Raw genomic sequence first — 26,496 nt, 5'->3', positions numbered from 1 at the left:
TGATGGTTTGTGCCAATGTTAATGCAGTTTCCAACGACTTAATAGTGCTGAAAGAGTTGCAGCGCATCAAAAATGCGCTGCATGTGGTTAGCTCAAGCGAGGAGGCGCTGCGCTTTCTCGAATCACTAACTTGGTTTCTAATAGTCGAGAACCTGCGCCAACCTCTTGACCGCGAAGAAGATCGAGCATCATGAGCATCGCTTGACGCCCTATCTCATAGCGCGGCTGTGAGATGGTCGTTAACGGTGGATCGCAGTAGAGCGCAAATTGAATATCATCAAATCCCACCACTGAAATATCTTGTGGAACGCGCAAGCCCAATTTTTTGGCTTCCTTAATGACACCGATCGCCATACTGTCATTATGACTAAAAATGGCTGTGGGTGGCTCAGATAACGCCAATAATTGGCGCAGTGCTTTAGCCCCAGCTTCAAAAGTAAAATCACCATAAGTGCAATAATTAGGGTTCATGGTAATTCCTGCGCGGCGTAAAGCTTGTTGATAACCTTGATGGCGGAACTTACACAGCGTGGCCTCTGCTGGCCCCGATATTTGCGCGATGCGTTTGTGCCCGAGCTGCGTCAAATAGTTCACCGCTTCAAACGCTGAAGTAAGGTTATCAATATGTACCGTCGGCAACTCAAGTTCTGGCGCAAATTCACATGCCATGACCATAGGTGGCAGGTTTTTTTGCTCCGGCTTACTAACATCAAACGGCAAATCCGTTCCCAGCAACAACATGCCATCGGCCTGCTTAGTAAATACGAGGTTAACTAACGAACTTTCTCGCTTTTTCTGCTGACCACTATCACCCAACAGTACTAAATAACCATGTTCCATCGCCGCATCTTCGATACCACGAATGATCTCTGTGAAGTAAGGGTCACAAATATCAGGCACGATAGCGACAATGGTTTTAGATTCATTACGGCGTAAGTTGCGAGCGAGAGAATTTGGTGAGTAACCAGCTTCCAAAACAGCATCTTCGACACGCTTTCGCGTTGAAGATGATACTTTTTCAGGGTTCATCAACGCCCTAGATACCGTGGCGGTTGATACACCTGCAAGCTGGGCAACATCCTTCATTGTCGCCATAGAAATTAACCTCTTTAAAAGTTGTTACTGGGCTGAAATCACCCGTTGTTATGTTTATAAAATCCGGTTGTAAAATCTGGTTATCCATTTTGAACGCTGAGCTGTTATTCACAGCGGATATATGAGTGATAGTCTATTCATTTCCACCCAGAAAGTTACGGTCAGATTAACAAATTTTACATAATAAGCGTGAAGCCACTCACATTAGAGAGAATTAAATTGGCTGACAAAAGTAACAGTAACCTTTTTAGCATTCGATTGCTTCAATATGTTACATCTCATTTCATCGAAAACGCTACTGAGGTTTAACTGAGATCTTGCGGTTCAATATCTAACGACCAGCGAATTTTCTTGGCTAATGGTAACAGTCCAATCGCAGGCTTAGCACTCATCAATAGTTTTTGCATTTTGGAGCGATGTTGAGTTTGCAGTAATAACTGCCAGCGATATTTGCCCGCTCTTTTCGCTAATGGTGCTGGGGTTGGCCCTAAGACTAAGCACGAATCATCAAATAACGGATGCGCTTCTAACGTATGCCTAATTTGGCGTAAAAACTCTTCCACCATCGAAGCTTGATTGGATTCCGCTTTAAACAGTGTGAGATAGGTGTAAGGCGGCAACATCGCTATTTTCCGCTCTTCTAACGCGGTTTCTGCAAAATGACGATAATCCTTTTGCAACAGTGCTTGCAGCAAACTGTGTTCTGGGTGATGCGTTTGTAAAATGACTTCGCCGGGTTTACTAGCGCGCCCTGCTCGACCTGCCACTTGAGTAAATAGCTGCGCCAAGCGTTCGGCGGCGCGAAAATCACTGCTGTATAGCGAACCATCCACATCCAATAACGCCACTAAAGTCACATCGGGAAAATGGTGCCCTTTAGCAAGCATCTGCGTGCCAATTAAAATCTGATACTCACCTTGTCGAATCGATGATAACGTACTTTCTAAACTGCCTTTACGACGCGTACTATCGCGATCAATACGCACCGTTTTATATTCGGGGAAAAGCTGCGCCAGTTGCGCTTCAAGTTGCTCGGTACCTACCCCAACCGTGACCAACTGAGTTGAACCACAACCTTGACACTGATGAACCACCGGACGTTGCGAGCCGCAATGGTGACAACGCATGTCACTGCTGTATTGGTGAAAGGTATAGTACGCATCGCAACGTTTGCACTCGGCAATCCAACCGCATTCATGGCACATCAGCGCGGGCGAGAAGCCGCGCCGATTGAGAAACAGCATCACTTGGTTACCTGCGCTGAGGTGTTTTCTCATCTCAGCAATCAGCGGCGCTGATAACCCACTCTCTAAAAACAGGCCTTTCACATCCAACACTTTGTTTTTAGTGGGAACCGCTACGCCCGCACGCTGAGTTAAGCTTAAGTGATGATATTTGCCGCTCAATGCATTATGCAACGTTTCTAATGCTGGAGTGGCGGAACCGAGCACAATCGGGATCTGCTCAAGGTTTGCACGCATTACCGCGACATCTCTTGCATGGTAGCGTAGGCTATCTTGCTGTTTATACGAAGCGTCGTGCTCTTCATCAACAATGATGATACCTAGGTCTGCAAAAGGCGTTAGCAGCGCTGAGCGAGTACCAATAATAATGCCCGCGATATTATCACGCGCCGCTAACCACGCGTTGAGGCGCTCGGTTTCATTGAGCCCCGAGTGGACCACGGCAACTGGCACATTAAATCGCTTACGAAAGCGGTTAATGGTTTGTGGTGTTAGACCAATCTCAGGCACCAGTACCAATGCCTGACGTCCTTTTTCTAAAACGGGCTTGATTAAGTTTAGATAAACTTCGGTTTTCCCTGAACCGGTGACCCCTTCAAGTAAATAGCATGCGAAATGGTGATGGCTATTAATTGAAGCAATCGCGATCGCTTGTTCTTGGTTGAGCTTGGGCTTTTCCACATCCGCTTCAACATTTTGCGGCCAAGCCGTCAGTGTCGGCCGTTTTTCCAGTGATTCTATCCAGCCTTTCTCTTGTAAGGTTTTGAGTACGCTGCTACCTACCTCTTCATCAATAAACAGTTGATGGGGCACAGCGCCAGACTCAAGCATCGCCATCACTTTGGCTTGCTTTACCGCTCGCCCGAATCCTTGCATGAGTTGATCGCGCCCACTGGGCGTCAGTTGCCACTCCACTAAAGTCGAAAAATCGGCCGCTTTCCCTTTACGTAATGCGCCAGGCAATGCATTAAATAGCGTGTCGCCTAATGGGTATTGATAAAACTGGCTACACCACAACAGCAATTGATAGAGTTTCTCTGGCCAGACTGGCTGGCTATCGAGCACCGCTTTTAGCGGCTTTAATTGATCGACTGAAAACTCAGACTCACTGACTATAGCGGTGACGATACCCACCAGCGTTTGCCGACCAAATGGCACCGACACTCGTCCACCAACAATCGGAAACAGATGACTTGGGATCTGATAATCAAACTGCTTATCCAATGGGACAGGTAAGGCAACGCGTGCAATGGTGGGGCGCATAATCGACCGTTCGTTCTACAAAAAATGTGAAAAGACAGTCTACTGGATGCGTCACCGAAATTCGAGCTTCGTCATTGGACAAAAATGTGGCGAAAATAGCGGCGAAATGGCTTGATCCACTGAAGAGGATTCATTAATATATCGCGCCTTGATGATATGGCTTCTTGCTTGATGTTAAGCAGTCAGCGGTATCAACATTTTTTTATTAACTACGTGTGGTGTCCGGCATAGATTCGGATAGCGACGCGGCCCAATTTGAGGTTATCCCATGAAAGCTGGTATCCATCCAGAGTACAAAGCAGTTAGCGCGACTTGTTCTTGCGGCAACTCTTTCGAGTTCAGCTCAACGCTAGGCAAAGATTCTATCCACCTAGACGTGTGTGACAAATGTCACCCATTCTACACTGGTAAGCAACGTATCGTTGATACTGGCGGCCGTGTAGATCGCTTCAACAAGCGTTTCGGTGCTCTTTCTAGCAAATAATCTCTTTTTTGCTAGAAAATTAAAAAAGGATGCTTCGGCATCCTTTTTTGTTGGCATTTTTTGTATAGTTGTCAGTACGCACTGGTCTTATCTGCGACATTTTCTCCATTTTTTGATGAAGCACGTCAGGTTCCCGCCTAGGAAGTTTGAGCGACATCCATTAGAATTATGGACCTTTTCCAATCCAACACGAGCACTTATACCTATGTCTGATGACACTCACCAAGAATTAACGGCAGAAGAACAATTTCGCCAACGCGCACTCGATTACCATGCTTACCCAACCGCGGGTAAAATTGCCATTTCACTAACTAAGCCTGCCGACTCGGCTGAAGACCTTGCTTTAGCTTACAGCCCGGGCGTTGCTGAACCGGTTCGTGAAATCGCACAGAACATCGACAACGTTTATAAATACACTGCGAAAGGCAACACCGTCGCTGTGATCTCAAACGGCACGGCTATTCTTGGTTTAGGTAACTTAGGTCCGATGGCTTCCAAGCCCGTCATGGAAGGAAAAGCGCTACTGTTTAAACGCTTTGCTGGGCTTGATTCAATTGATATTGAAGTAAAACACCGCACAATCGATGAATTTGTCGATACGGTTGCCAACATCGCCGACACCTTTGGCGGCATCAACTTAGAAGATATCAAAGCACCAGATTGCTTTGAGATTGAACGCCGCTTGATCGAGCGCTGTAATGTGCCTGTTTTCCATGACGATCAACACGGCACTGCGATTGTTACCGCCGCTGGCATGCTCAATGCGATTGAACTGCAAGGCAAGAAACTCAACGAATGCACTATCGTCTGTCTTGGCGCTGGCGCAGCAGCCACCGCTTGCATGGAACTACTGATTAAGTGCGGCGCAATGCGTGAAAAAATCTACATGCTTGATCGCAAAGGTGTGATTCATACTCGTCGCGATGACATTAATGAATATAAGCAGTTGTTCGCTAATAACACCGACAAACGCACACTGGAAGATGTGATTGAAGGCGCTGACTTATTCCTAGGTGTGTCAGGCCCCAACCTGCTGCCTGCCGAAGCGCTAAAATTAATGGCCGATAAACCGATCGTATTTGCTTGCTCAAACCCGGATCCGGAAATTAAACCGGAACTCGCACGCGCGGTACGTGACGATTTAATTCTCGGCACAGGTCGTAGCGATTATCCAAACCAAGTCAACAATGTGTTGTGCTTCCCATTTATTTTCCGTGGCGCTTTGGATGTCCGTGCTAGTGAAATTAATGACCAAATGAAGCTAGCCGCCGTTGAGGCGATACGTGAACTGGCTAAAGAAGAAGTGCCGGCTGAAGTGTTGAAAGCTGCAGGCGTAAAAGCGTTAAGTTTCGGCCCTGAATACATCATTCCAAAACCGATGGACCCACGCCTACTGCCTCGTGTTGCTAAAGCGGTTGCTCAAGCAGCGGTTGACTCTGGCGTCGCTCGAATCGAGATGCCTGTCAATTACATGCAAGAATAATCACAAGCTTGAGCGGCTAAATGCCTCGCTCGAAAAAAAACCGCTGACTTTCAGCGGTTTTTTTATATTCTGAGACACAGAGCCAAAGTCACAATGGCAACTTACCCAGTATCCTCTCTATTTTATCTCGTTGTACCGCAATTACGCGCTACACTTCTTCATCATCATACGCTTCAAATTCAATGCCCATGGCGGTCATTAATGCTTTTGCTTCCGTCGGAATATCGTCTGGACGATCTTTTCTCAAATCTTCGTCGGTCGGTAAAGGTTGACCAGTATAAGCATGCAAGAAGGCTTCACACAGCAGCTCACTGTTCGTTGCGTGGCGTAAGTTATTGATTTGACGGCGAGTGCGCTCATCAGTTAATACTTTCAACACTTTCAATGGGATTGAAACGGTGATTTTTTTGACTTGCTCACTCTTCTTCCCATGTTCAGCATATGGGCTAATGTATTCCCCATTCCAGTCTGCCATTGCGCACCTTCGTTATCGTAATTGGTCGTTAAAAATTTGAAAGTTGGATTTTAGCGGGATTTACCGCCACAAGCAAAGATATATAGACGTCTGGATATATTGACGTCTTCTTTTTGGTTCAGTAAAGTGTGCCATTATCGACTGAGAGATAGCAATATAGCGCACTATCGGATATAGCTAATACTCTAGACAATTGAAATTGCCACCTTAGTTGTCCCCGAATAAGGCAGGAACCCCCTCAATAAAAGTCAGTTTATTGAGTTTATTAAGTAAGGAAACCGTCATGACCACTCGCAAGCCAGCCACCATCGCCGTTAGAACCGGTATTGAATCCGACTCTCAATATCATGCTGTTGTGCCTCCAATTTATCTTTCGACAAATTATAGCTTTCCTGCGTTTGGTGAAGTGCCTAAATACGATTACACACGCTCTGGCAACCCGAATCGAGGTCTGCTCGAAAAAGCGTTGTTTGAACTCGAATCGGGTCAAGGCGCGGTGGTGACTAACTGTGGCACTTCGGCGCTGAATCTATGGGTTTCCGCCTTTTTAAGTCCTGACGATCTGATTGTGGCCCCGCATGACTGTTACGGTGGCACATATCGCCTGTTTAATACACGCGCCAAAAAAGGCGATTTTAAGACACTCTTTATTGATCAATCCGATCCAAACGCTTTGCAGGCCGCTTTGGCGAAAAAACCCAAATTGGTACTCATTGAAACCCCATCCAACCCATTAGTTCGCGTGGTAGATATTGCTGATATTTGCCAACAAGCACACGCCGTCGGTGCATTAGTGGCGGTTGACAACACCTTCTTAACGCCAGTGTTCCAAAAACCATTAGAGTTGGGCGCAGATTTTGTCATCCACTCCACCACCAAATTCATCAACGGCCACTCCGATGTGATTGGCGGAGTTGTTATCACCAAAACAGAGCAGCACGCTGAAGAGCTAGCATGGTGGGGCAACTGCCTTGGCTCAACGGGAACCCCTTTTGATAGCTATATGACGCTGCGTGGCATTCGTACCTTAGGCGCAAGAATGCGCGTCCATGAGGAAAGCTCACGTGCCATTTTGGACTATCTGCAAAGCGAAGCCTTAGTAAAGGTCATTTATCACCCGAGTTTGCCAGAGCATCCTGGCCATGAGATAGCGAAAAAGCAGCAATCTGGCTTTGGATCTATGCTAAGTTTTGAGTTTGCGGGCAGCTTTGAACAGCTCAAATATTTTGTCTCTCAGTTAACATTATTCTCACTGGCAGAATCATTAGGAGGCGTGGAGAGCTTAATCTGCCACCCCGCTTCGATGACTCACCGAGCGATGGGCGAAGAAGCGTTGGCCGAAGCCGGTGTTTCACAGCAGCTATTACGCCTATCGGTCGGCTTAGAAGATGCCCAAGATTTGATTGACGATCTCGCTCAAGCCTTTGCTAAAGCGAAGGAGGCCTATTAATGACTGCCCTACGTCAATTGCACAAGTTTGGCGGTAGCAGCCTTGCCGATCCTGAATGCTACAAACGGGTCGTTAATATCTTAAAAGAGTATTCTCAAGCTGATGATTTGGTGGTGGTTTCTGCCGCAGGAAAAACCACCAATCGTTTAATCGAATTTCTCGACGCTCTCAATAAAGATGGCCGAGTGGCTCATGAGAACTTGCAATCGGTCCGTCAGTACCAAATCGATTTAATCAACGCGCTGCTCGATAAAGATGCAGCGCAACCGCTCATCACTTTACTCACCAACGAAATTCGCACCTTGGGTCAGCTTTGCGCGCCCCTATCGCCAGCTCAACAAGCGGCGGTACTTGGCCATGGTGAAGTGTGGTCATCACGCTTATTGGCGGCGTTACTCAATCAACATAACCTTGCGGCTGTGGCACAAGACGCCCGCGAATTTCTTCGCGCGCAAGCAGGCACACAACCGGAAGTGGATCGCGCTCGCTCCTACCCTTTGCTGAAAGAAATTTTGGCACAACACGCGCATCACCGAGTGATCATCACAGGCTTTATGGCTCGCAGTGAACAAGGTGATACTGTGCTACTTGGGCGCAATGGTTCCGATTACTCCGCCACTATGATCGGCGCACTTGCGGAAGTAAACCGAGTAACGATTTGGAGTGATGTGGCCGGTGTTTATAGCGCCGACCCGCGCATTGTTAGTGATGCCTGTTTACTGCCGCTACTGCGTTTGGACGAAACCAACGAGTTAGCGCGCCTTGCCGCCCCAGTATTGCACAGCCGAACTTTGCAGCCCGTGGCGCAAAGCACCATGGATTTGCACTTGCGCTGCAGTTATCAACCCGAAGCAGGATCGACTCGTATTGAGCGTGTATTGGCATCGGGACGCGGTGCCAAAATCATTACTTCACTTGATGATGTGCTGTTGATTGAGCTTAATTTTGCTCACGGGCATGACTTCCAGCGCCTACAAAATGATGTACTACGCAGCTTGCGTCGTGCTCAACTCGAACCGCTAGCTTTCGATACTCAAGCCGATCAACACCAACTGCGCCTTGCCTATACTGCTGAGATTTCAGGTGGAGCCCTAGCCCATCTGCAAGATGCCGCTTTTGAAGCAGAAATTAAACTCAAAGAAGGCTTTTCATTAGTCGGTGCCGTGGGTGCGGGAGTGACGAAAAACCCCAATCACTGCTACGGCTTTTATCAACAGCTACGTTCATCACCGATCGAGTTTATCTGTGAAGCCGAATCTGGGCTGAGTTTAGTCGCAGTACTGCGTAAAACGCCGATCACCCCCTTAGTGGTGGGTATGCATAACCAACTATTTCAGGCGCAAAAACGGGTCGCACTGGCACTGTGTGGCAAAGGCAACATTGGTTCGAGTTGGTTAAAACTTTTTGCTGAACAAAAATCAGAGTTAGAAAAACGCCATGGCATGAACTTCGAGTTGGTCGCGGTGGTCGATAGCCAAACCTATTGGTTTGATGAACAAGGTATTGATGCGGCATCGGTTTTAAAGCATTTTGACGATGAAGCGATTGCCAGTGAAGGAATCGCTTGGCTACAACGATTAAGTAATATTCAAGGATATGACGAAGCGGTTGTGCTCGATGTAACCGCAAGCAAAGAACTGGCTGATCACTACCTCAACATTGCTGAAAATGGGGTGCACCTCATCTCAGCGAATAAAGTCGCGGGCTCTTCCTCTAGCGTCGATTACCACCAAATAAAAGAAGCGTTCGCGAAAATTAGCCGCCATTGGCTCTACAACGCGACGGTTGGCGCAGGCTTACCCATTAACCACACGGTACGTGATTTGCGTGAAAGCGGTGATGAAATCGTCGCCCTCTCTGGTATTTTCTCTGGCACTTTATCTTGGTTATTTCAGCAATTCGACGGCTCAATACCGTTTAGCGAACTGGTCGATTTAGCATGGCAACAAGGACTTACCGAGCCTGACCCGCGCAGCGATCTGGATGGTTCAGACGTAATGCGCAAACTGGTGATCCTAGCCCGTGAAGCGGGATTACATATCGAACCGGAAAATGTCAAAGTTGAATCACTGGTTCCTGATGAGCTCAAGCACCTCTCACTGGATGACTTTTTAGACAAAGGCCAACTGCTGAGTGAAAAATTAGCAGAGAGACTAACCAAAGCACAACGTGAAGATAAAGTGCTACGCTATGTCGCAAGGCTTGAGAAAAATGGCAAAGCAACGGTGGGGGTTGAAGCTTTAGAGCGTGAACACGCTTTGGCTAACCTTTTACCTTGTGACAACATTTTTGCTATCGAGAGTAAATGGTATCGCGATAACCCGTTAGTGATTCGTGGCCCGGGCGCTGGTAGAGAAGTGACAGCAGGAGCTATCCAATCGGACCTCAACTTGCTGTCAAGCTTGCTGTAACACTCCAGCTTATTCCAGATTAAGGGGCCACTAGGCTCTAATGCCGATCAGTTAAGGCCAAAGGGATCGGTTGAACGATCCTTCAGAGCTGTCAAAATCCAAGTGTATTTAATGCACTTGGATTTTTTTATGGATGTTTCCCAAGCTCTAAACATAATTAATGATTGGAAACCTAGCAACGTTGAGACTTTGTCTGACTTACTTCCAATTGACCTCATCAACGAAGCTTATTCTCTTACTGATACCGTCACGATGAGAAAGAGGAAATTAACTCTAGAATCCATGGTTTGGTTACTTGTTGGAATGGCTATCTATAACAATAAATCCATGAAAGACTTAGTTAACCAGCTTGATATTGTCGATCGTACGGGTAAAGCTTTTGTCGCACCGAGTGCGTTGACTCAACGTCGAAAGACGTTGGGTGAAGGCGCAATTAAAGCGGTCTTTGAGCAAATGACGACTTCATGGTTAAAAAGTGCAAAGTTACCCCAGTGGAATGGATTAACGCTTCTTGGCGTCGATGGAGTGGTTTGGCGCACGCCCGATAACCCGCAAAATGAAAATGCATTTTCTCGACAAAAAGGGACACAATATCCGCAAGTGAGAATGGTCTGCCAAATGGAACTAAGCAGTCATATTATCACGGCCAGTGCTTTTGATAACTACAATACAAACGAAATGGTATTAGCTGAAAAACTGATAGAAACAACACCGAATCATAGCGTGACAATGTTCGATAAGGGGTTCTATTCTTTAGGCTTATTACATAAATGGCAAGACTCTGGCTCAGAGCGCCATTGGCTTATTCCCCTCAAGAAAAATACACAATATGACATTGTTCAATCTTTAGGGCGAAATGACAAACTTGTTCAATTACACAGTAATCCAAGAGCTAGAAAGCGATGGTCTGATTTACCAAAGTCGATAACCGCTCGACTTGTCACTCGTAAAATTAAAGGAAAAGACTACCAAGTATTAACTTCTATGACAGATCCGCTGCGTTACCCATCAAAAGATATTACTGGTCTTTATGAGCATCGTTGGGAGATAGAGCTAGGCTACCGAGAGCAAAAACAATACATGCTTGGAAACCGTCTCACGCTGCGAAGTCGTTTGCCAGAGTTGGTAAAGCAGGAGTTATGGGGCATCTTACTTACTTACAATTTAATTCGATATCAGATGGTAGAGCTCTGCTTCAATTTAAAGGGAAACTACCTTCCTTATCAACTGAGTTTTAACGGCACATTAGCTCATGTATCTGCGTTACTTGTAGGCTTACCTTACTCAACACCAGGAGCAATACCTCGTCAGTTAAAGGGTTTTCACAACATGGCTGAAAGCTTAATACTTGAAGGGCGAAGGGAAAGAACATTCCCTAGAACAGTTAAGCCTAGACCACAACGGTATGCTAAGAACAAAAATGCCGTTCACTCTTAAGTGAACGGCATTAGCCACTAGGCTCCTTAATTTAACTGCGAAAGGATGATATTAGTTCATGCATACCGAGGTTGAGCATGACTTGAAGGTCACTCACAATCAACATGAATAATATTCATAATTACAGTGTTGACATTAAATTCTATTCAATACATTCTGTGGACATATAGACGTCTAAACGTCAACTTAAGGAATGATAGATTGGCGGAAGAACGCCACAGGGAGAAATAAAATGGGATACACGCACGCCGGTCATATTGATGCACTCAACCAGAACGTGGCTGAGCTATCAGATAATATCAATGTCTCATTTGAGTTTTTTCCACCCAGCTCAGCGCAAATGGAAGAGACATTGTGGAATTCCGTTCACCGTTTAAAAACCCTGCAACCTAAATTTGTTTCTGTGACTTACGGAGCAAACTCTGGCGAGCGCGACCGCACCCATTCGATCATTAAAGAGATTAAAGATCAAACTGGCCTTATTGCAGCACCGCACCTCACTTGCATCGATGCCTCTCGCGATGAGCTTATTCAGATTGCCGATGACTACTGGCACAACGGCATCCAGAACATAGTTGCACTGCGTGGCGATATTCCCGCTGGTGGCGGCAAACCAGAAATGTATGCTTCCGACTTAGTGACTCTACTCAAATCTCGCCATGATTTTGATATTTCTGTCGCGGCATTTCCAGAAGTCCACCCTGAAGCGAAAAGCGCGCAATCCGATCTGGTCAATCTAAAACGCAAAATTGATGCAGGTGCAAACCGCGCAATTACTCAATTCTTTTTTGATGTTGAAAGCTACTTACGATTTCGCGACCGCTGCGTAGCTGCTGGTATTGATGCTGAAATTGTACCGGGCATTCTACCGGTATCAAACTTTAAACAAGCTTCTCGCTTTGCCGCGCAAAACAACGTTAAAGTCCCCGGATGGATGGCGAAACAATTTAATGGATTAGATGATGACCCAACCACACGCCAGCTCGTGGGTGCAAGCCAAGCAATTGACATGGTTCGTATTTTAAGCCGTGAAGGCGTCAAAGACTTCCATTTCTATACGCTCAATCGCGCTGAAATGACCTACGCATTGTGCCATACGTTGGGCGTAAGACCGAAAGCATAAACTTTCTCTGCACTCATAACGCTATTATTGGTAAATGTTGCTCGTGATAAAACGCGATGATTGATTAAAAGTAACGCCGACTTGATGTCGGCGTTGTGGTATCACTTAAGCGAGCAGATTATTCCACGTCGTCCATTTTACCAAGTAAGCTACGAATACGATCTTGCCATGCATTCTGCTCTTGCTCCATTTGTTGCGCTTTTTGCTCAAGCTCTTCACGCGCTACTTTTAGCTCATTCGCTTCATTCACGAGCTGCTGTTTCTCTTCTTTAAGCTCTTCCACTTCCATTTGTAGAAGTGCGATGGTGTCAACTGCGGTTTGAATTTTTGCTTCTAGTAGTTCTAATACTTCAAAAGACATGGTGCATACCCTTAGTTATTCGGTTGAGGTGAACAAAATTTCACTTATTGGTTCATTCTACTCAGCACAGCGCTCAGAAACACTCACTATATGCAAATTTTCTCGCTATTTGGCTAAAAAATCGGCTCAACTTAACCGTCAACTCACTTAAGCGCCAAACCTAGACCGAAAAACACTTTATCTGGCCATGGATTTGCTCAATTTGAGGCTTAGCTTTGATCAAGTGCAACCCTTGTGAACTAAAAAAGCAAACGTTTACTATTTGATATGCTAAAATTCCCGCCGAAATTTCCTATTCCCTTTTCTTTGGAGCTAGCATGAAACGCGATTTAGCAATGGCATTCTCTCGAGTCACTGAAGGTGCCGCACTGGCAGGTTACAAATGGCTTGGCCGAGGCGATAAAAATGCGGCCGATGGCGCAGCGGTAGAAGTCATGCGCAACCTACTCAATAAAACCGACATCCAAGGTGAAATTGTAATCGGTGAAGGCGAAATTGACGATGCTCCAATGCTCTACATTGGCGAGCTTGTTGGCCTTGGTGGCGATGCGGTTGATATCGCAGTGGATCCTATTGAAGGTACGCGCATGACGGCAATGGGCCAGTCAAACGCATTGGCTGTTTTGGCGGCTGGCGAAAAAGGCAGCTTCCTTAAAGCACCTGATATGTACATGGAAAAATTGGTGGTTGGCCCCGGCGCTAAAGGGTGCATTGACCTCAATAAGCCTTTAAAAGAGAATTTAGAAAATGTCGCCGCCGCGCTGAATAAACCATTAGACACTCTAGTTGTGATCACCTTAGCGAAACCTCGCCATGATGCCACCATAGCGCAGATGCAAGAGATGGGTGTTCGCGTGTTTGCTGTGCCAGATGGCGATGTCGCCGCCTCGATCCTAACTTGCATGCCTGATAGTGAAGTCGACGTGATGTACTGCATCGGAGGTGCACCTGAAGGAGTGGTTTCAGCCGCGGTCATCCGAGCTCTAGATGGTGACATGCATGGTCGTCTACTACCACGTCATGAAGTCAAAGGCGATACGGAAGAAAACCGCATTTACGGTGCAAAAGAGTTAGCTCGCTGCGCGGAAATGGGTGTCGAAGCTGGCATAGTGTTGAAAATGGAAGAGATGGCCCGCAGTGATAACGTCATTTTCTCAGCTACTGGTATCACCAAAGGGGATCTGCTGGAAGGTATTACCCGCAAAGGCAACATCGCCACCACAGAAACGCTATTAATTCGTGGCCGCTGTCGTACCATTCGCCGTATTAAATCAATTCACTACTTAGAGCGTAAAGACCCAGAAGTGCGCGCGATCATTTTGTAATCCGCCAGTGCTTTGCTCTGTTTTATTTTAAAGACAAAGCATAGAGAGACAAAAAAGACCGCAATGCGGTCTTTTTTACTTAATCACTTTATACCGAGATGGAAGAAGCGATTAAAACAGCTCTTCCGCCACTTTATACAAATCAGTGCGAACTGGACGCTTCATATTTTCAATTGCGTCGATAATATCGTGGTGAACCAACTGCTCTTTCTGAATACCAACACAACGACCACCGTGGCCATCAAGCAGTAAATGTACCGCAAAATTACCCATGCGTGACGCAAGAACACGGTCAAACGCCGTCGGGCGACCACCGCGTTGAATATGACCCAGCACGGTAGCGCGAGTTTCACGTCCCGTTGCTTTTTCAATTTCTTTCGACAGTTGGTTAGCATCCATCATCAACTCAGTCAGTGCAATAATGGCGTGTTTCTTACCTTTCTTAATACCGTCTTGAACATTTGCAATCAGTTGCTCCATATTCAGGCCAGTTTCAGGGGTGATGATGTATTCACAACCGCCTGCAATCGCCGACATCAGAGTCAAATCACCGCAATGACGACCCATAATTTCAACAATAGAAATACGTTGATGAGAAGAGGAAGTATCACGTAAACGGTCAATCGCATCGATAACCGTATTTAATGCTGTTAAGTAACCAATGGTGTAATCGGTACCTGCAATGTCGTTATCAATCGTGCCTGGTAAACCAACGCATGGAAAACCCATTTCGGTCAGTTTTTTCGCACCCATGTAAGAACCGTCACCGCCGATGACAACTAAAGCATCAATACCATGCTTTCTTAGGTTTTCGATCGCTTTTTCACGTACTGCGACTTCACGAAATTCAGGGAAACGCGCAGAACCTAGGAAAGTACCACCTTTATTGATAACGTCAGAAACGCTTGAACGATCCAATTTTTTAATACGATCTTCATAAAGACCAAGGTAGCCATCGTAAATACCAAATACTTCCAAATCAGCACCGAGTGCCGTACGAACAACACCACGGATTGCTGCGTTCATGCCAGGTGCGTCACCGCCACTAGTCAAAACACCGATCTTCTTAATCATGCTCACCCTCGATTTTTTGGGAACTTAATACTAATTTTTTACGCTGTCCGTTAGCGATAAAACCGACAGCAAAATCTTTCTAATCTGTGCATAATGTTACCTTTCCTAAAGAGGAATACTACTGTTATTTGCACGAAATTATGTAAGTTTGCTACTTATGTAAGAGTATTACAGTTTTGAGTTAATGCTTTGTTGATTCATATCAGAATCAGGCTTATTTATTGTTCTTAAAAAGATAGTTAATAAGCGCGTTTTTGTCGCTACCACCCTTGTGATTTTTGCTTTTTTTCTGGTCCAAACACCACAGAATAAGGATCTTGGTGGATTAATACATCAGCTCCGGGAAAAGCCTCGAGTAGCTTATCTTCCACCTCATCGGAAATGCGATGCGCCTCAATCAAGCGGATATTGTCATCTAGTTCCAGATGTAATTGAATGAATCTTACAGGTCCAGACATGCGAGTTCTTAATTGATGCACACCCAACACACCAGCCACAGAAAGACATTCTGTGCGGATTTGCTTCAATTCCTCATCAGGTAACTTACGATCCAATAAGGTCTGAATGGCCTCTTGCACCATACGAAAAGCGCTGTAAAGAATATAAACGCCAATGCCGATCGCAAAGATGGCATCGGCCTGTTTAAAGCCAAACCAGCTCAATATAAGCGCGATCATAATCGCCGCATTCATGAACAGATCGGTTTGGTAATGCAATGAATCCGCGGCAATGGCTTGGCTGCCCGTTTTTTTCACGACATGCTTTTGGAACAACACTAAGCCAAAAGTCACTAGCATTGCAAACAGGCTGACATAAACGCCATATTCAGGAGAAGTTAATTCGTGTGGGCGGAAAAAACGGTCAACCCCATTGAGGATAAGAAAACAGGCCGAGCCTGAAATGAACATCGCTTGGGCAAGAGCCGCAAGCGATTCCGCCTTACCATGACCAAAGGCGTGCTCTTTATCTGCGGGCTGCAGTGCGTAACGCACCACAATTAAATTGACCACGGAAGCGGCAATATCAAGTAAGGAATCAATCAAGGATGCGAGTAGGCTGACCGAGCCAGTAACCCACCAAGCGATCACTTTTACTATCAGCAACAATGAGGCTACAAGGGTTGCTGTCCAGGCAGCAAGCGTAACAAGGCGTGCGTATTCTTGTTTCATATCACTAAAATCAGCTTGAGAATGAGCAGGTAGTATACCTTCTCAAATTAAGAATGAATATGACACAAAAATGAACAGGCCTCACCCGAGGCCTATTATCAATGATTAGCGGTTATCAATGACTAGCTATTTTTTTTCATGTGCTTAGGACCATTTTCCATGCACTTCTGCATGCGATCTTGTTGTAGCGTTTGCAGTTTTGCTTTTTGTTCCGGAGTTAGCACACTCATCATGTCATGACGTTTTTCTAGCATCTTGACACGGTGAGCGACCTGTTGATCGACCATCTCTTTGGCTAGTTCATTTGCCGCTGCCGCATCAAAGTTTTCAGCGAGCACGAGAGCCTGTACTTTGTCATGGTGCGCTTTCATTTTCGCTTGGCGTTGACCTTTGTGCTCACCCTTCATCGCTTCGCGCTTCGCCTCACGCATTCCTTTCAGCTTTGCTTGTTGATCAGACGTCAAATCAAGCTGCTGCATCATGCCGCGATCAAAACCGCCACACTCATCATTTGGGCCTTTATGCTGCTCTTTACCACCAAATGCAAAGACGCTTGCTGTGCTAAGAGTCAGAGGAAGTATCACCGCCGCGAGTACTAATTTTTTTGCCATTTTCATCATTCTATTCCTTCACTAAGTAGATTCTAACAAGCTGTATTCACAGCGCTTGAGTGTAGAATAGGATCTGTACGGTAAAGCAACGTATAGTGAGCGTAAAGAATCGTAAAGAGCTTATTGCTCACTGAATATCTTGCCTATTTCGCAGTAAACTGTACCCATAACTTCCCCAACGACGAGGCGACACATGGCGCATATTCTTCTGATTGATGATGATACTGAGCTCACCAGCTTACTAAAAGAAGTCTTGAGCTATGAAGGCTTCGATGTCTCTGAAGCGAATGATGGAGAGAGCGGGCTCGCGGCCATTCATGATCGCATTGATCTTGTCTTACTCGATGTAATGATGCCTAATCTTAATGGGATGGAAACGCTGAAAAAGTTACGTGAAAACTGGCATACCCCGGTATTAATGCTCACCGCCAAAGGAGAGGAGATCGATCGCGTCATCGGTCTAGAACTCGGCGCGGATGACTATTTACCGAAGCCTTTCAGTGACCGAGAACTGCTGGCACGCATTCGCGCGATTTTGCGCCGAACCCAAACCAGCAATGGCACCAAACATAATGAAGTCATTGAGTGCCAAGATATTCAAGTATACCCCAGCAAGCAGGAAGCCTATTGCCAAGGGCAATTGTTGGACCTTACCACCACGGAATTTGCCCTGCTGACTCATTTTGTGCAAAACCCAGGCGAAACCTTAACTAAAGAAGCGCTCAGCCTTGATGTTCTAGGAAAACGGTTGGCGGCCTTTGACCGCGCGATTGATATGCACGTCTCGAATTTACGCAAGAAATTACCTGAGCGTGTCGATGGTAAATCACGGATTAAAACGCTGCGTGGTCGTGGCTACCTCATGATTCTGGAGGATTAATGCGCCTACCTAAAATCAACAGCCTTTATGGCAGAATTTTTGCCATTTTTTGGTTTACGATGCTGCTGGTGCTGATCGCAGTATTAGCACTGCCGCACCTTGATCCTCGTAAAACACGTGATATACCTAGCGATGAATACCAACGTCTTACACACTTAAAACAGAAAATAGAGAGTATGTTTAAAGATGAGCATGAACTCACACGCATCCTCTTTCGTTTAGAAAGTAGCAGCAACAAGCGTGGTGAAGGGCACATGCGCGAGAAGAACGGCACTCCACAATTCTTTATCACAACGCCAGATGGCACAATCCTCACCACCAAAACTCAAGCCGACTTTAAGTTTAAAGCACTCCAAAATTTCGTGACCAGCATTGAATCCATTGATAAGCCACAACAGAAGCTCTATGGCCGTTATATGATTTCAGGTCCATTGCCAATTACCCTTGCTAAGCAAGATCTACTCATGTTTGTCGGTATTCGCTGGAATGAGCCCCCCCCGTTCTTATTGCAACTATTTGACCGTCCGTTCGGCCTACTGCTTGCCGTGATGCTCGTCAGTACACCACTACTCTTATGGCTCGCATGGGCATTGAGTCAACCCGCCAGCCGCCTCGAGCAAGCCGCCAAACGGGTCGCTCGCGGCGAATTTGTGGTCGACCCAAGCTTAGAAAAAGGCACCAGTGAATTTCGCCAAGCGGGAAAAAGCTTTAACCAAATGGTAGAAGCCGTCAATCAGATGATTTCTGGCCAGCAGCGATTGCTGTCGGATATTTCACACGAACTGCGCTCCCCTTTAACGCGACTGAGAATGGCCAATGCACTTGCCACTCGAAAACAAGGTAGCAGCTCAGAATTGGAGCGGATCGACACCGAAGCACAGCGTTTAGAGCAGATGATCGGTGAACTTCTGACGCTTTCGCGTATGCAAACCAATAGCCATCTCAGCCGAGAAACTCAACCGCTATCCAGTTTATGGGAGGAATTATTGAGTGATGCCCAATTTGAGGCGGAGCAGATGGAAAAAAGACTCACCTATAATGCGATTCCACCGCACACGATTTCCGGTACACCAAAACTGCTGATGAGCGCATTGGAAAACATTGTGCGTAACGCCATTTACTATGGCAAAGATGAAATCAATATTACCTTTTCGGTCGAAAAAGGCAGACTATCGGTTTGCGTGGAAGACAATGGTGAAGGCGTTCCCGAAAACGAGTTAGACGATATTTTCCGCCCCTTTTATCGTGTTTCCACTGCGCGTGATAGGCACAGTGGTGGTACAGGGTTAGGTTTAGCCATCACCGAAAGTGCCATTCGTCAACACAGCGGTACGATTCACGCAAGTCGCAGCCAATTAGGTGGGTTAAAAGTACAATTCACGCTCCCATTGGATAGTTAAATTCCACTTATGCCTATATCGCCAAATAACGGGTGACTTGTACTCAATAGGCTCGTCACCTTATACTTCCGGCCCACACTCTTTAAGAGCAGCTATACCATGTTTGATATCGCACTTTACGAACCTGAAATCGCCCCTAATACCGGAAATATTATTCGCTTGTGTGCCAATTGCGGCGCTAATTTGCATCTTATTGAACCGCTAGGTTTTGATCTAGAAGAGAAGAAAGTGCGCCGCGCAGGACTTGATTACCACGATTTAGCGCGCGTAACGCGTCATGCCAACTTGGATGCCTTTATGGACTACCTTAATGCAGAGCGCGAAACGTACCGGATTTTTGCTTGTACCACTAAAACCACGGGGCACCACGTCGATGCGCAGTTTCAAAAAGGAGATGTGTTGATGTTTGGCCCAGAAACTCGTGGATTACCAGCGCAAGTCATCGAAAGCCTACCGATGACACAACGTATTCGTATTCCGATGATGGCAGAAGCTCGCAGTTTAAATCTCTCTAATGCGGTCGCTATTATTGCGTTTGAAGCGTGGCGTCAAATGGGCTTTGAAGGTGCGCAATAACAGCGCTAGTGTTCTAAAACGGTAGGAAGATAAATCACCAAATAGCAAAAAGGCCGCCTAGGCGACCTTTTTATTAATTCTAGATATTAGGCTAGATTACAGAACAGTTACTTGAGCTGCTTGTAGGCCTTTTTGACCGTTTTCTACATTGAAAGACACTTTTTGGCCTTCAATTAGAGTTTTGAAACCGTCAGAAGCGATTGCATTGAAGTGTACGAACACGTCAGCGCCGCCGTTATCTTGAGTAAGGAAGCCGAAACCTTTAGTTTCGTTAAACCATTTTACAGAACCAGTTGTTTTGTTAGACATAATGTGTCCCTTTTATTTAAATTCATAAAGTTATCGCGCTTATGCGCAATGCACTGATAGATTGAATTATTTAATGTTACTAATAAGGTAAGGGAAACACTGAGGACATCAACTTTTACGATGGGATTCTGAGAATTTACTTTTACTTTTATTTTTTGTTTCATTAATAACCCCTGAACAACAGAGCGAGGTAACTATATTCGCTAACGTTGCACTAAGCAATCTATTTCGGCATTTAATTTTTACAACTCAAAACAATAGAGTAAGAAACACCATAAAAAGTCTTTTATTTCAACCTATTATGCTCATCATCTTTACGTTCAAATTCACCTTCGAAGGTTTTTCCCGTTTCAGATGGTTCAAAGTCACGATCAAATGGGGCTTTGTTATGACGGCTATCATCAAACTGCGCCTGAAAACGGCCTGATACACCATTCACCACCACTTTATTCATCAAATAGTTGGCAAGCAAAGCCCGAGGCGCAGGCAATAACACCACCATACCAAGTGCATCGGTCAAAAAACCCGGTACTAAAAGTAGCACACCCGCCACCGCCAGCATCACGCCCTCAATAATTTGCTGCGCAGGTAGCTCACCTTGGTGCAAACGGTGTTGAACGCTAAGTAAAGTTTGTATCCCTTGACTACGAACCAATGATGCACCAACAAATGCCGTAATCAGCACCAAGGCGATAGTTGGCCACATACCTAGCAAGCTGCCTACTTGGATAAAGAGACCAATTTCAATGATTGGCACAAAAATAAAAGCCAGAAGTAAGATTGGAAACACACGCCCTCCTTTGTTTATTGCTCTCACCTTACCGCCAACCACAGGCGACTACAACACTCAACGCTCAATAAAAGAGCACCACCTCACAGCCTAAATGACTAGATAGAGCCAGTATCTATCTTAAAATAGACCTAATATTGGCTCTATCTGAAATCCATTCATTCGTTCATTTTGCTAACAAAACCTGAACAAATCTCATACCACACAGACAAATCCAACCGCCTGCATCACAACTATTTATCAACGCGATAACTGTTTTTAAAACCTAAAAATAACGCATGTGAGTGCGTATCAAATTTTCATAAAATATTGACCTAAAAGGTGATCCACTTACTATTTTTTAAATCTAGGTTGAGTATGATGTGCCACAGAAGTCAGGACGGATTTTCCAGCCTAAAATTCTGACGAATGGATTCTTAAACTGCAGAAATGGCTAATAATTTCACTAATTATCAGAATAATTCTCTAAGGATCCTGTTATGGCTACCCTATCAGAAACGACAGCTGCTACAGCTAACTCGGCCACTCGTATCGAAGAAGATCTATTAGGTCAACGTCACGTTCCTGCTGACGCGTATTACGGCATTCATACGCTGCGCGCTATCGAAAACTTTAATATTTCAAAATCAACCATTTCTGATGTGCCTGAATTTGTACGCGGTATGGTGATGACCAAAAAAGCCGCCACGCTAGCCAACAAAGAGCTCGGCGTCATTCCAAGCCAAGTGGCTAATTACATCCTCCAAGCGTGTGACTTGATCCTAGAAACAGGTAAGTGCATGGATCAATTTCCGTCAGACGTATACCAAGGCGGTGCCGGTACTTCCGTCAATATGAACACCAACGAAGTGATCGCAAACCTTGCTCTGGAATTGATGGGTAAAGAAAAGGGTCAGTACGAGTTCATCAACCCTAATGACCACGTTAATAAAAGCCAATCAACCAACTGTGCTTACCCTACCGGTTTTCGCATTGCGGTATACAACAGCATCCTGAAACTGATTGATTCTATTGCCTATCTAAAAGGTGCATTTGAGCTAAAAAGCCAAGAGTTCTCTGGCATTTTGAAAATGGGTCGTACTCAATTGCAAGACGCCGTACCGATGACCGTAGGTCAAGAGTTCCGCGCTTGGGCGGTCACCATTAATGAAGAGATCCGCAACCTAGAGTACACCTCTAAACTGCTGCTTGAGATCAACCTTGGCGCAACAGCGATCGGTACTGGCCTGAATGCGGCGCCGGGATATCAAGCGGCGGCGGTGAAACACCTTGCTGCGGTGACTGGCTTAGCTGTGGTACCAGCGGAAGATTTAATTGAAGCAACCTCTGACTGCGGTGCTTATGTTATGGCGCACGGCGCGCTAAAACGCCTTGCTGTGAAACTCTCTAAAATCTGTAATGACTTACGTCTTCTTTCATCTGGCCCTCGCGCGGGTCTAAACGAGTTGAACCTACCTGAACTGCAGGCTGGGTCTTCCATCATGCCTGCAAAAGTAAACCCTGTGGTGCCTGAAGTGGTCAACCAAGTGTGCTTTAAAGTACTTGGTAACGACAACACTATTTCCTTTGCCGCAGAAGGTGGCCAATTACAGCTAAACGTGATGGAACCTGTGATTGCACAAAGCATGTTTGAGTCAATTGAAATTCTTTCAAACGCCTGCATAAACCTTCGTGACAAGTGTGTTGACGGCATCACTGTCAATAAAGAAGTGTGTGAAGCTTACGTATTCAACTCTATCGGTATCGTGACTTACCTTAACCCATATATTGGCCACCATGAAGGTGACATCGTGGGTAAAATTTGTGCGGAAACGGGTAAGAGCGTACGTGAAGTAGTGCTTGAGCGAGGCTTACTCACCGCCGAAGAGCTCGATGACATCTTATCTGTCGAAAACTTTATGCGCCCGCAGTACAAAGCGAAACGCTACGAATAATCAAAAAAGGCTCTGATTCAGAGCCTTTTTACTTTCTACAAGTTATTAAGTGAGAAAAAATTGCGTTACATCATGGCGCAAAGCATACCGTTCAATATCGCTGAACCTGTAGAATGACCCTATTTTTCATTATCTTTAGGAGTATAAGATGTTCTTAATTGAGTTCCTTATCGTATTAGGATGTATCCTAATTGGTGCAAGGATTGGTGGTATTGGGCTTGGTGTGATGGGCGGTATTGGCCTTGCTGTACTGAGCTTTGGATTTGGCATGCAACCAACCAGCCCACCGATTGATGTGATGTTGATGATCATGGCCGTGGTTGCAGCAGCAGCCTCAATGCAAGCGGCTGGCGGTTTAGATTATTTGATCAAAATTGCCACTAACATTTTGCATAAAAACCCTCGCCACATCACTTTCATCGCCCCTTTGGTAACTTACTTTTTTACAATGATGGCTGGTACAGGTCACGTGGCCTATTCAGTACTGCCCGTTATTGCTGAAGTAAGCCGTCGCAGTGGTATTCGTCCAGAACGTCCTTTAGGTATGGCGGTGATCGCGTCACAATTTGCGATTGTAGCTAGCCCAATTGCGGCCGCCGTCGTGGCGTTAGTCGCCTTCTTAGAACCACAAGGCATCACGCTAACGGATGTGTTGATGATCACCATCCCAAGTACCATTCTTGGTTTGGCTTGCGCGTGCTTATTCGTCAATAAAATCGGTGTTGAGCTGAAAGACGACCCAGAATATCAGCGTCGCTTGCAAGACCCAGAATTCCGCGCAGAGATGGAACAAGAAGTATCGATTGCTGATATTCAAATCACGCCACAAGCGAAAAAATCGGTCGGGCTATTTTTGTTCGGTGCCATTGTGGTGGTGGTGATGGGTGCATTGCCTAGCTTGCGCCCACAATTTAACGGCTCAGCCATGGGGATGGCGCACACGATTGAAATCGTGATGCTGTCTATCGCGGCGCTGATCATTTTACTGTGCAAACCTGACGGCAACGCCATCAGCCAAGGTTCCGTATTCCATGCAGGTATGCGTGCCATCGTGGCGATCTTCGGTATCGCTTGGTTAGGTGACACCTTCATTGCTGGCCATGGTGCCATGGTCAAAGAAGCGGTCTCTGGCTTAGTGGAAGTCGCACCATGGACATTCGCGTTCGCGTTATTTGCTCTGTCGGTGATGGTCAATAGCCAAGGCGCAACAACAGCCGTGTTAGTCCCTGTTGCAATAACCTTGGGTTTGCCACCAGCCATTATTATTGCGGTTTTCGTTGCCGTTAACGGTTACTTCTTCATTCCAAACTACGGCCCTATCATCGCATCTATCGACTTTGACCGGACTGGTACCACTCGTATTGGTAAGTATATTTTCAACCACAGCTTTATGCTCCCAGGCTTGTTAAGCATGGTGTTTAGTATTGGTTTTGGTTTGTTGTTCTCCAATATTTTGATGTAATCTCTACTATTGTTATAAGGGAGCTTTGGCTCCCTTTTTATTTGTCACGTATAAAATATTGATACATATCAATAAAGCAATAAATAATTACTTCTCTTCACTCATTCAGCTTAATGAATAAAATTTCAATATATTTACCCTACAACGATTATCCGCCTATCTCCATGTCTTCGAATAAAAAGCGTAAGAATATAATTCCATTATTTACACTCAATTACCCTAAATTAAATTCCCTAAAAAAATGGTGTGTAACTCGGTACTATTGTTTTGTGAAGCAAGACAAAGTTACGCTTTAAAACTCACCTTAGAATTTATACAGATATCTGAGCAAGTGAGCATTTATGTTCACTTAATAATAATTAAAACTTTTCATTTAACGTATTTAATTGAAGTTCCAATAACTTTTTATTCTTTCACCCCTAGTAAATAATATTTTAATGGGATGGAAGACTGAAGAACATTAGCCGCTGAACACACTCAGAATCTCGTTGTTCTCTGAGTGTAAGGAGATCGCTATGACAACCCAAACTGTATCCACGGAACCTAAAGGTGGCTTCTTTGCTAACTTTAAGTTTCCTTCCGCTTACACCATCCTTTTCATTCTAATTGCTCTTGTAGCCCTTTTAACCTGGATTGTGCCTGCCGGTCAGTATCAGCGCACCATGAATGAAGAACTGGGCAAAGAAGTGCCTATTGCGGGAACTTATCAACACGCAGAAGGTAACCCACAAGGGGTGATCGATGTGTTGATGGCACCGATTGACGGCTTTTATGACCACAACAGCTACGAAGCTGCCGCGATTGACGTGTCTCTGTTCATTTTAGTCATTGGTGGCTTTTTGGGCCTAGTGACCAAAACAGGTGCGATTGATGCGGGCATTGAACGCGTAACAGCGCGGCTTGAAGGGCGTGAAGAGTTGATGATACCCATCCTGATGGCGCTGTTTGCCGCAGGCGGTACGATTTACGGTATGGCGGAAGAATCCTTACCTTTCTACACCTTACTCGTACCTGTGATGATGGCCGCTCGTTTTGACCCACTGGTTGCCGCCGCTACCGTACTGCTTGGCGCGGGTATCGGTACGCTGGGCTCCACTATCAACCCGTTTGCCACCGTAATTGCGGCCAACGCAGCGGGCATTCCGTTTACTGATGGCATCATGTTGCGCTTAGCAATGTTAGCTGTCGGCTGGGTTATCTGTGTTCTGTACGTGATGCGCTATGCGAAAATGGTGCAAGCAGATCAAAGCAAATCGATTGTGTACGATAAGTACGAAGAGAACAAAGCTCACTTCCTTGGCAATCAAAGTGGAGAGAAACTCGAATTCACCGCCACCCGCAAAGTTATTTTGACCATTTTCGCGGCCGCTTTTGGCGTGATGATTTATGGGGTATCTGTTGCTGGATGGTGGATGGCTGAGATCTCAGCGATGTTCTTGGGTGCAACCATCATTATCGGTTTAATTGCTCGTATGAGTGAAGAGGAATTCACCACCAGCTTTATTGATGGTGCACGAGACCTATTAGGCGTAGCGCTGATCATTGGTATCGCACGCGGCATTGTGGTGATCATGGACCGCGGGATGATCACCGACACTATTTTGTTCTCAGCCGAGCAAATGGTTACTGGCCTTTCATCCGTCATTTTTATTAACGTAATGTATTTACTGGAAATTCTTCTCTCTTTCCTTGTACCTTCGTCTTCTGGCCTTGCGGTATTAACCATGCCCATCATGGCTCCATTGGCTGACTTTGCAGGCGTTGGTCGCGACCTTGTCGTCACGGCTTACCAATCGGCTTCAGGGATAGTCAACCTCATCACGCCAACCTCTGCGGTAGTGATGGGCGGCTTAGCAATTGCTCGTGTACCTTATGTTCGCTGGGTGAAATGGGTCGCACCACTGTTAGGCATATTGTGCGTATTCATTATGCTATCTCTCAGCATAGGTGCGATGCTATAGCGCCAAACTGATCAACGATATGTCGTAGGTAAAAACCGCGTCACACCCTTTAAAAGCCGCATGATTGCGGCTTTTTTATTGGCAGGCCGACTTAGGCTCATTGGCTGCGCAGCTACTCAACTCTAAACATGATACGTTAGCCAAATCAGGAAATGATGGCTTTCAACGTCGTTAGATAG

General features: G+C 45.7%; 22 protein-coding genes. 13 read left to right on the top strand and 9 right to left on the bottom strand.

From position 1 onward, the window contains the following. Positions 1-87 precede the first annotated feature (87 nt). Entirely contained in the window at positions 88-1,095 is a 1,008-nt protein-coding gene (gene cytR / locus N5E84_RS14510) for a DNA-binding transcriptional regulator CytR (RefSeq protein WP_017043195.1), read from the bottom strand. Positions 1,096-1,400: 305 nt separating this feature from the next. Next, positions 1,401-3,602: a primosomal protein N' gene (gene priA, locus N5E84_RS14505; RefSeq protein ID WP_019282912.1), complete on the bottom strand. Its 2,202-nt coding sequence runs from the start codon at positions 3,600-3,602 to the stop codon at positions 1,401-1,403. Between the two features lie 268 nt (positions 3,603-3,870). Here priA and rpmE point away from each other — a divergent pair, with 268 nt between their 5' ends. After that, a complete protein-coding gene (gene rpmE / locus N5E84_RS14500) occupies positions 3,871-4,086 on the top strand; it encodes a 50S ribosomal protein L31 (protein WP_010318344.1) in 216 nt (71 codons plus the stop codon). A gap of 205 nt (positions 4,087-4,291) precedes the next feature. After that, the gene (locus N5E84_RS14495) at positions 4,292-5,569 is read left to right on the top strand and encodes a malic enzyme-like NAD(P)-binding protein (protein WP_026027888.1); all 1,278 of its coding nucleotides are present in this window, start codon (positions 4,292-4,294) and stop codon (positions 5,567-5,569) included. A gap of 148 nt (positions 5,570-5,717) precedes the next feature. On the opposite strand, the gene metJ is transcribed toward N5E84_RS14495, so the two are convergent. Further along, positions 5,718-6,044, bottom strand: a complete 327-nt coding sequence (gene metJ, locus N5E84_RS14490; protein WP_010318342.1) for a met regulon transcriptional regulator MetJ — start codon at positions 6,042-6,044, stop codon at positions 5,718-5,720. A 283-nt stretch (positions 6,045-6,327) separates the two neighbouring features. On the opposite strand from metJ, the gene N5E84_RS14485 reads away from it, so the two are divergent. The 4 genes from N5E84_RS14485 (at position 6,328) to metF (ending at position 12,465) form a co-directional block, all read left to right on the top strand. Continuing rightward, positions 6,328-7,494, top strand: a complete 1,167-nt coding sequence (locus N5E84_RS14485) for an O-succinylhomoserine (thiol)-lyase (RefSeq protein WP_017049224.1) — start codon at positions 6,328-6,330, stop codon at positions 7,492-7,494. Continuing rightward, positions 7,494-9,905 carry a bifunctional aspartate kinase/homoserine dehydrogenase II gene (locus tag N5E84_RS14480; RefSeq protein ID WP_019282913.1) on the top strand — a complete coding sequence of 804 codons (2,412 nt, stop codon included), beginning with the start codon at positions 7,494-7,496 and terminating at the stop codon, positions 9,903-9,905. The genes N5E84_RS14485 and N5E84_RS14480 overlap by 1 nt, the downstream gene beginning before the upstream one ends. A gap of 129 nt (positions 9,906-10,034) precedes the next feature. Next, the gene (locus tag N5E84_RS14475) at positions 10,035-11,342 is read left to right on the top strand and encodes an IS4-like element ISVa16 family transposase (RefSeq protein WP_029388402.1); all 1,308 of its coding nucleotides are present in this window, start codon (positions 10,035-10,037) and stop codon (positions 11,340-11,342) included. 232 nt (positions 11,343-11,574) lie between these two features. Then, positions 11,575-12,465, top strand: coding sequence for a methylenetetrahydrofolate reductase (metF, locus tag N5E84_RS14470; protein ID WP_017043191.1), 891 nt, complete (start codon positions 11,575-11,577; stop codon positions 12,463-12,465). A gap of 118 nt (positions 12,466-12,583) precedes the next feature. Here the strand turns inward: metF and zapB are convergent, their stop codons facing one another. Further along, positions 12,584-12,826 (bottom strand): cell division protein ZapB, encoded by a 243-nt coding sequence (gene zapB / locus N5E84_RS14465; protein ID WP_010318338.1) that lies wholly within the window; start codon positions 12,824-12,826, stop codon positions 12,584-12,586. Positions 12,827-13,143: 317 nt separating this feature from the next. Between zapB and glpX the strand changes: the two genes are divergently transcribed. Next, entirely contained in the window at positions 13,144-14,151 is a 1,008-nt protein-coding gene (glpX, locus tag N5E84_RS14460) for a class II fructose-bisphosphatase (protein WP_019282901.1), read from the top strand. A 111-nt stretch (positions 14,152-14,262) separates the two neighbouring features. On the opposite strand, the gene pfkA is transcribed toward glpX, so the two are convergent. The 3 genes from pfkA to N5E84_RS14445 all read right to left on the bottom strand — a co-directional run bounded on the left by pfkA (position 14,263) and on the right by N5E84_RS14445 (position 17,011). Then, a complete protein-coding gene (pfkA, locus tag N5E84_RS14455; protein ID WP_029388378.1) occupies positions 14,263-15,225 on the bottom strand; it encodes a 6-phosphofructokinase in 963 nt (320 codons plus the stop codon). Between the two features lie 260 nt (positions 15,226-15,485). Continuing rightward, positions 15,486-16,394, bottom strand: coding sequence for a CDF family cation-efflux transporter FieF (fieF, locus tag N5E84_RS14450; protein WP_010318335.1), 909 nt, complete (start codon positions 16,392-16,394; stop codon positions 15,486-15,488). Between the two features lie 122 nt (positions 16,395-16,516). Beyond that, positions 16,517-17,011 carry a CpxP family protein gene (locus N5E84_RS14445; RefSeq protein WP_194548959.1) on the bottom strand — a complete coding sequence of 165 codons (495 nt, stop codon included), beginning with the start codon at positions 17,009-17,011 and terminating at the stop codon, positions 16,517-16,519. Positions 17,012-17,198: 187 nt separating this feature from the next. Between N5E84_RS14445 and N5E84_RS14440 the strand changes: the two genes are divergently transcribed. The 3 genes from N5E84_RS14440 to trmL all read left to right on the top strand — a co-directional run bounded on the left by N5E84_RS14440 (position 17,199) and on the right by trmL (position 19,861). Next, positions 17,199-17,885, top strand: a complete 687-nt coding sequence (locus tag N5E84_RS14440; RefSeq protein ID WP_019282904.1) for a response regulator — start codon at positions 17,199-17,201, stop codon at positions 17,883-17,885. After that, entirely contained in the window at positions 17,885-19,285 is a 1,401-nt protein-coding gene (cpxA, locus tag N5E84_RS14435; RefSeq protein ID WP_013855836.1) for an envelope stress sensor histidine kinase CpxA, read from the top strand. The genes N5E84_RS14440 and cpxA overlap by 1 nt, the downstream gene beginning before the upstream one ends. A 99-nt stretch (positions 19,286-19,384) precedes the next feature. Then, positions 19,385-19,861 (top strand): tRNA (uridine(34)/cytosine(34)/5-carboxymethylaminomethyluridine(34)-2'-O)-methyltransferase TrmL, encoded by a 477-nt coding sequence (trmL, locus tag N5E84_RS14430; RefSeq protein WP_013855835.1) that lies wholly within the window; start codon positions 19,385-19,387, stop codon positions 19,859-19,861. 96 nt (positions 19,862-19,957) lie between these two features. Here the strand turns inward: trmL and N5E84_RS14425 are convergent, their stop codons facing one another. Both N5E84_RS14425 and N5E84_RS14420 read right to left on the bottom strand, forming a co-directional pair. Then, positions 19,958-20,170 carry a cold-shock protein gene (locus N5E84_RS14425; protein ID WP_013855834.1) on the bottom strand — a complete coding sequence of 71 codons (213 nt, stop codon included), beginning with the start codon at positions 20,168-20,170 and terminating at the stop codon, positions 19,958-19,960. A 286-nt stretch (positions 20,171-20,456) separates the two neighbouring features. Further along, positions 20,457-20,960, bottom strand: a complete 504-nt coding sequence (locus tag N5E84_RS14420) for an FxsA family protein (RefSeq protein WP_038149154.1) — start codon at positions 20,958-20,960, stop codon at positions 20,457-20,459. 479 nt (positions 20,961-21,439) lie between these two features. On the opposite strand from N5E84_RS14420, the gene aspA reads away from it, so the two are divergent. The 3 genes from aspA (at position 21,440) to N5E84_RS14405 (ending at position 26,317) form a co-directional block, all read left to right on the top strand. Then, positions 21,440-22,894, top strand: a complete 1,455-nt coding sequence (gene aspA / locus N5E84_RS14415; RefSeq protein ID WP_017042195.1) for an aspartate ammonia-lyase — start codon at positions 21,440-21,442, stop codon at positions 22,892-22,894. A 148-nt stretch (positions 22,895-23,042) separates the two neighbouring features. Beyond that, positions 23,043-24,356: an anaerobic C4-dicarboxylate transporter family protein gene (locus N5E84_RS14410; protein ID WP_017042196.1), complete on the top strand. Its 1,314-nt coding sequence runs from the start codon at positions 23,043-23,045 to the stop codon at positions 24,354-24,356. A 515-nt stretch (positions 24,357-24,871) separates the two neighbouring features. Next, complete coding sequence (locus tag N5E84_RS14405) at positions 24,872-26,317, top strand: YfcC family protein (protein ID WP_029388379.1); 1,446 nt, start codon at positions 24,872-24,874, stop codon at positions 26,315-26,317. The last annotated feature ends 179 nt before the right edge of the window (positions 26,318-26,496 follow it).

It is taken from the genome of Vibrio sp. J502 (assembly GCF_025397955.1).
Lineage (GTDB): Bacteria > Pseudomonadota > Gammaproteobacteria > Enterobacterales > Vibrionaceae > Vibrio > Vibrio anguillarum.
Note: the sequence above shows the minus strand (reverse complement) of the source record. Positions and strands in the feature narration are given on the sequence as shown.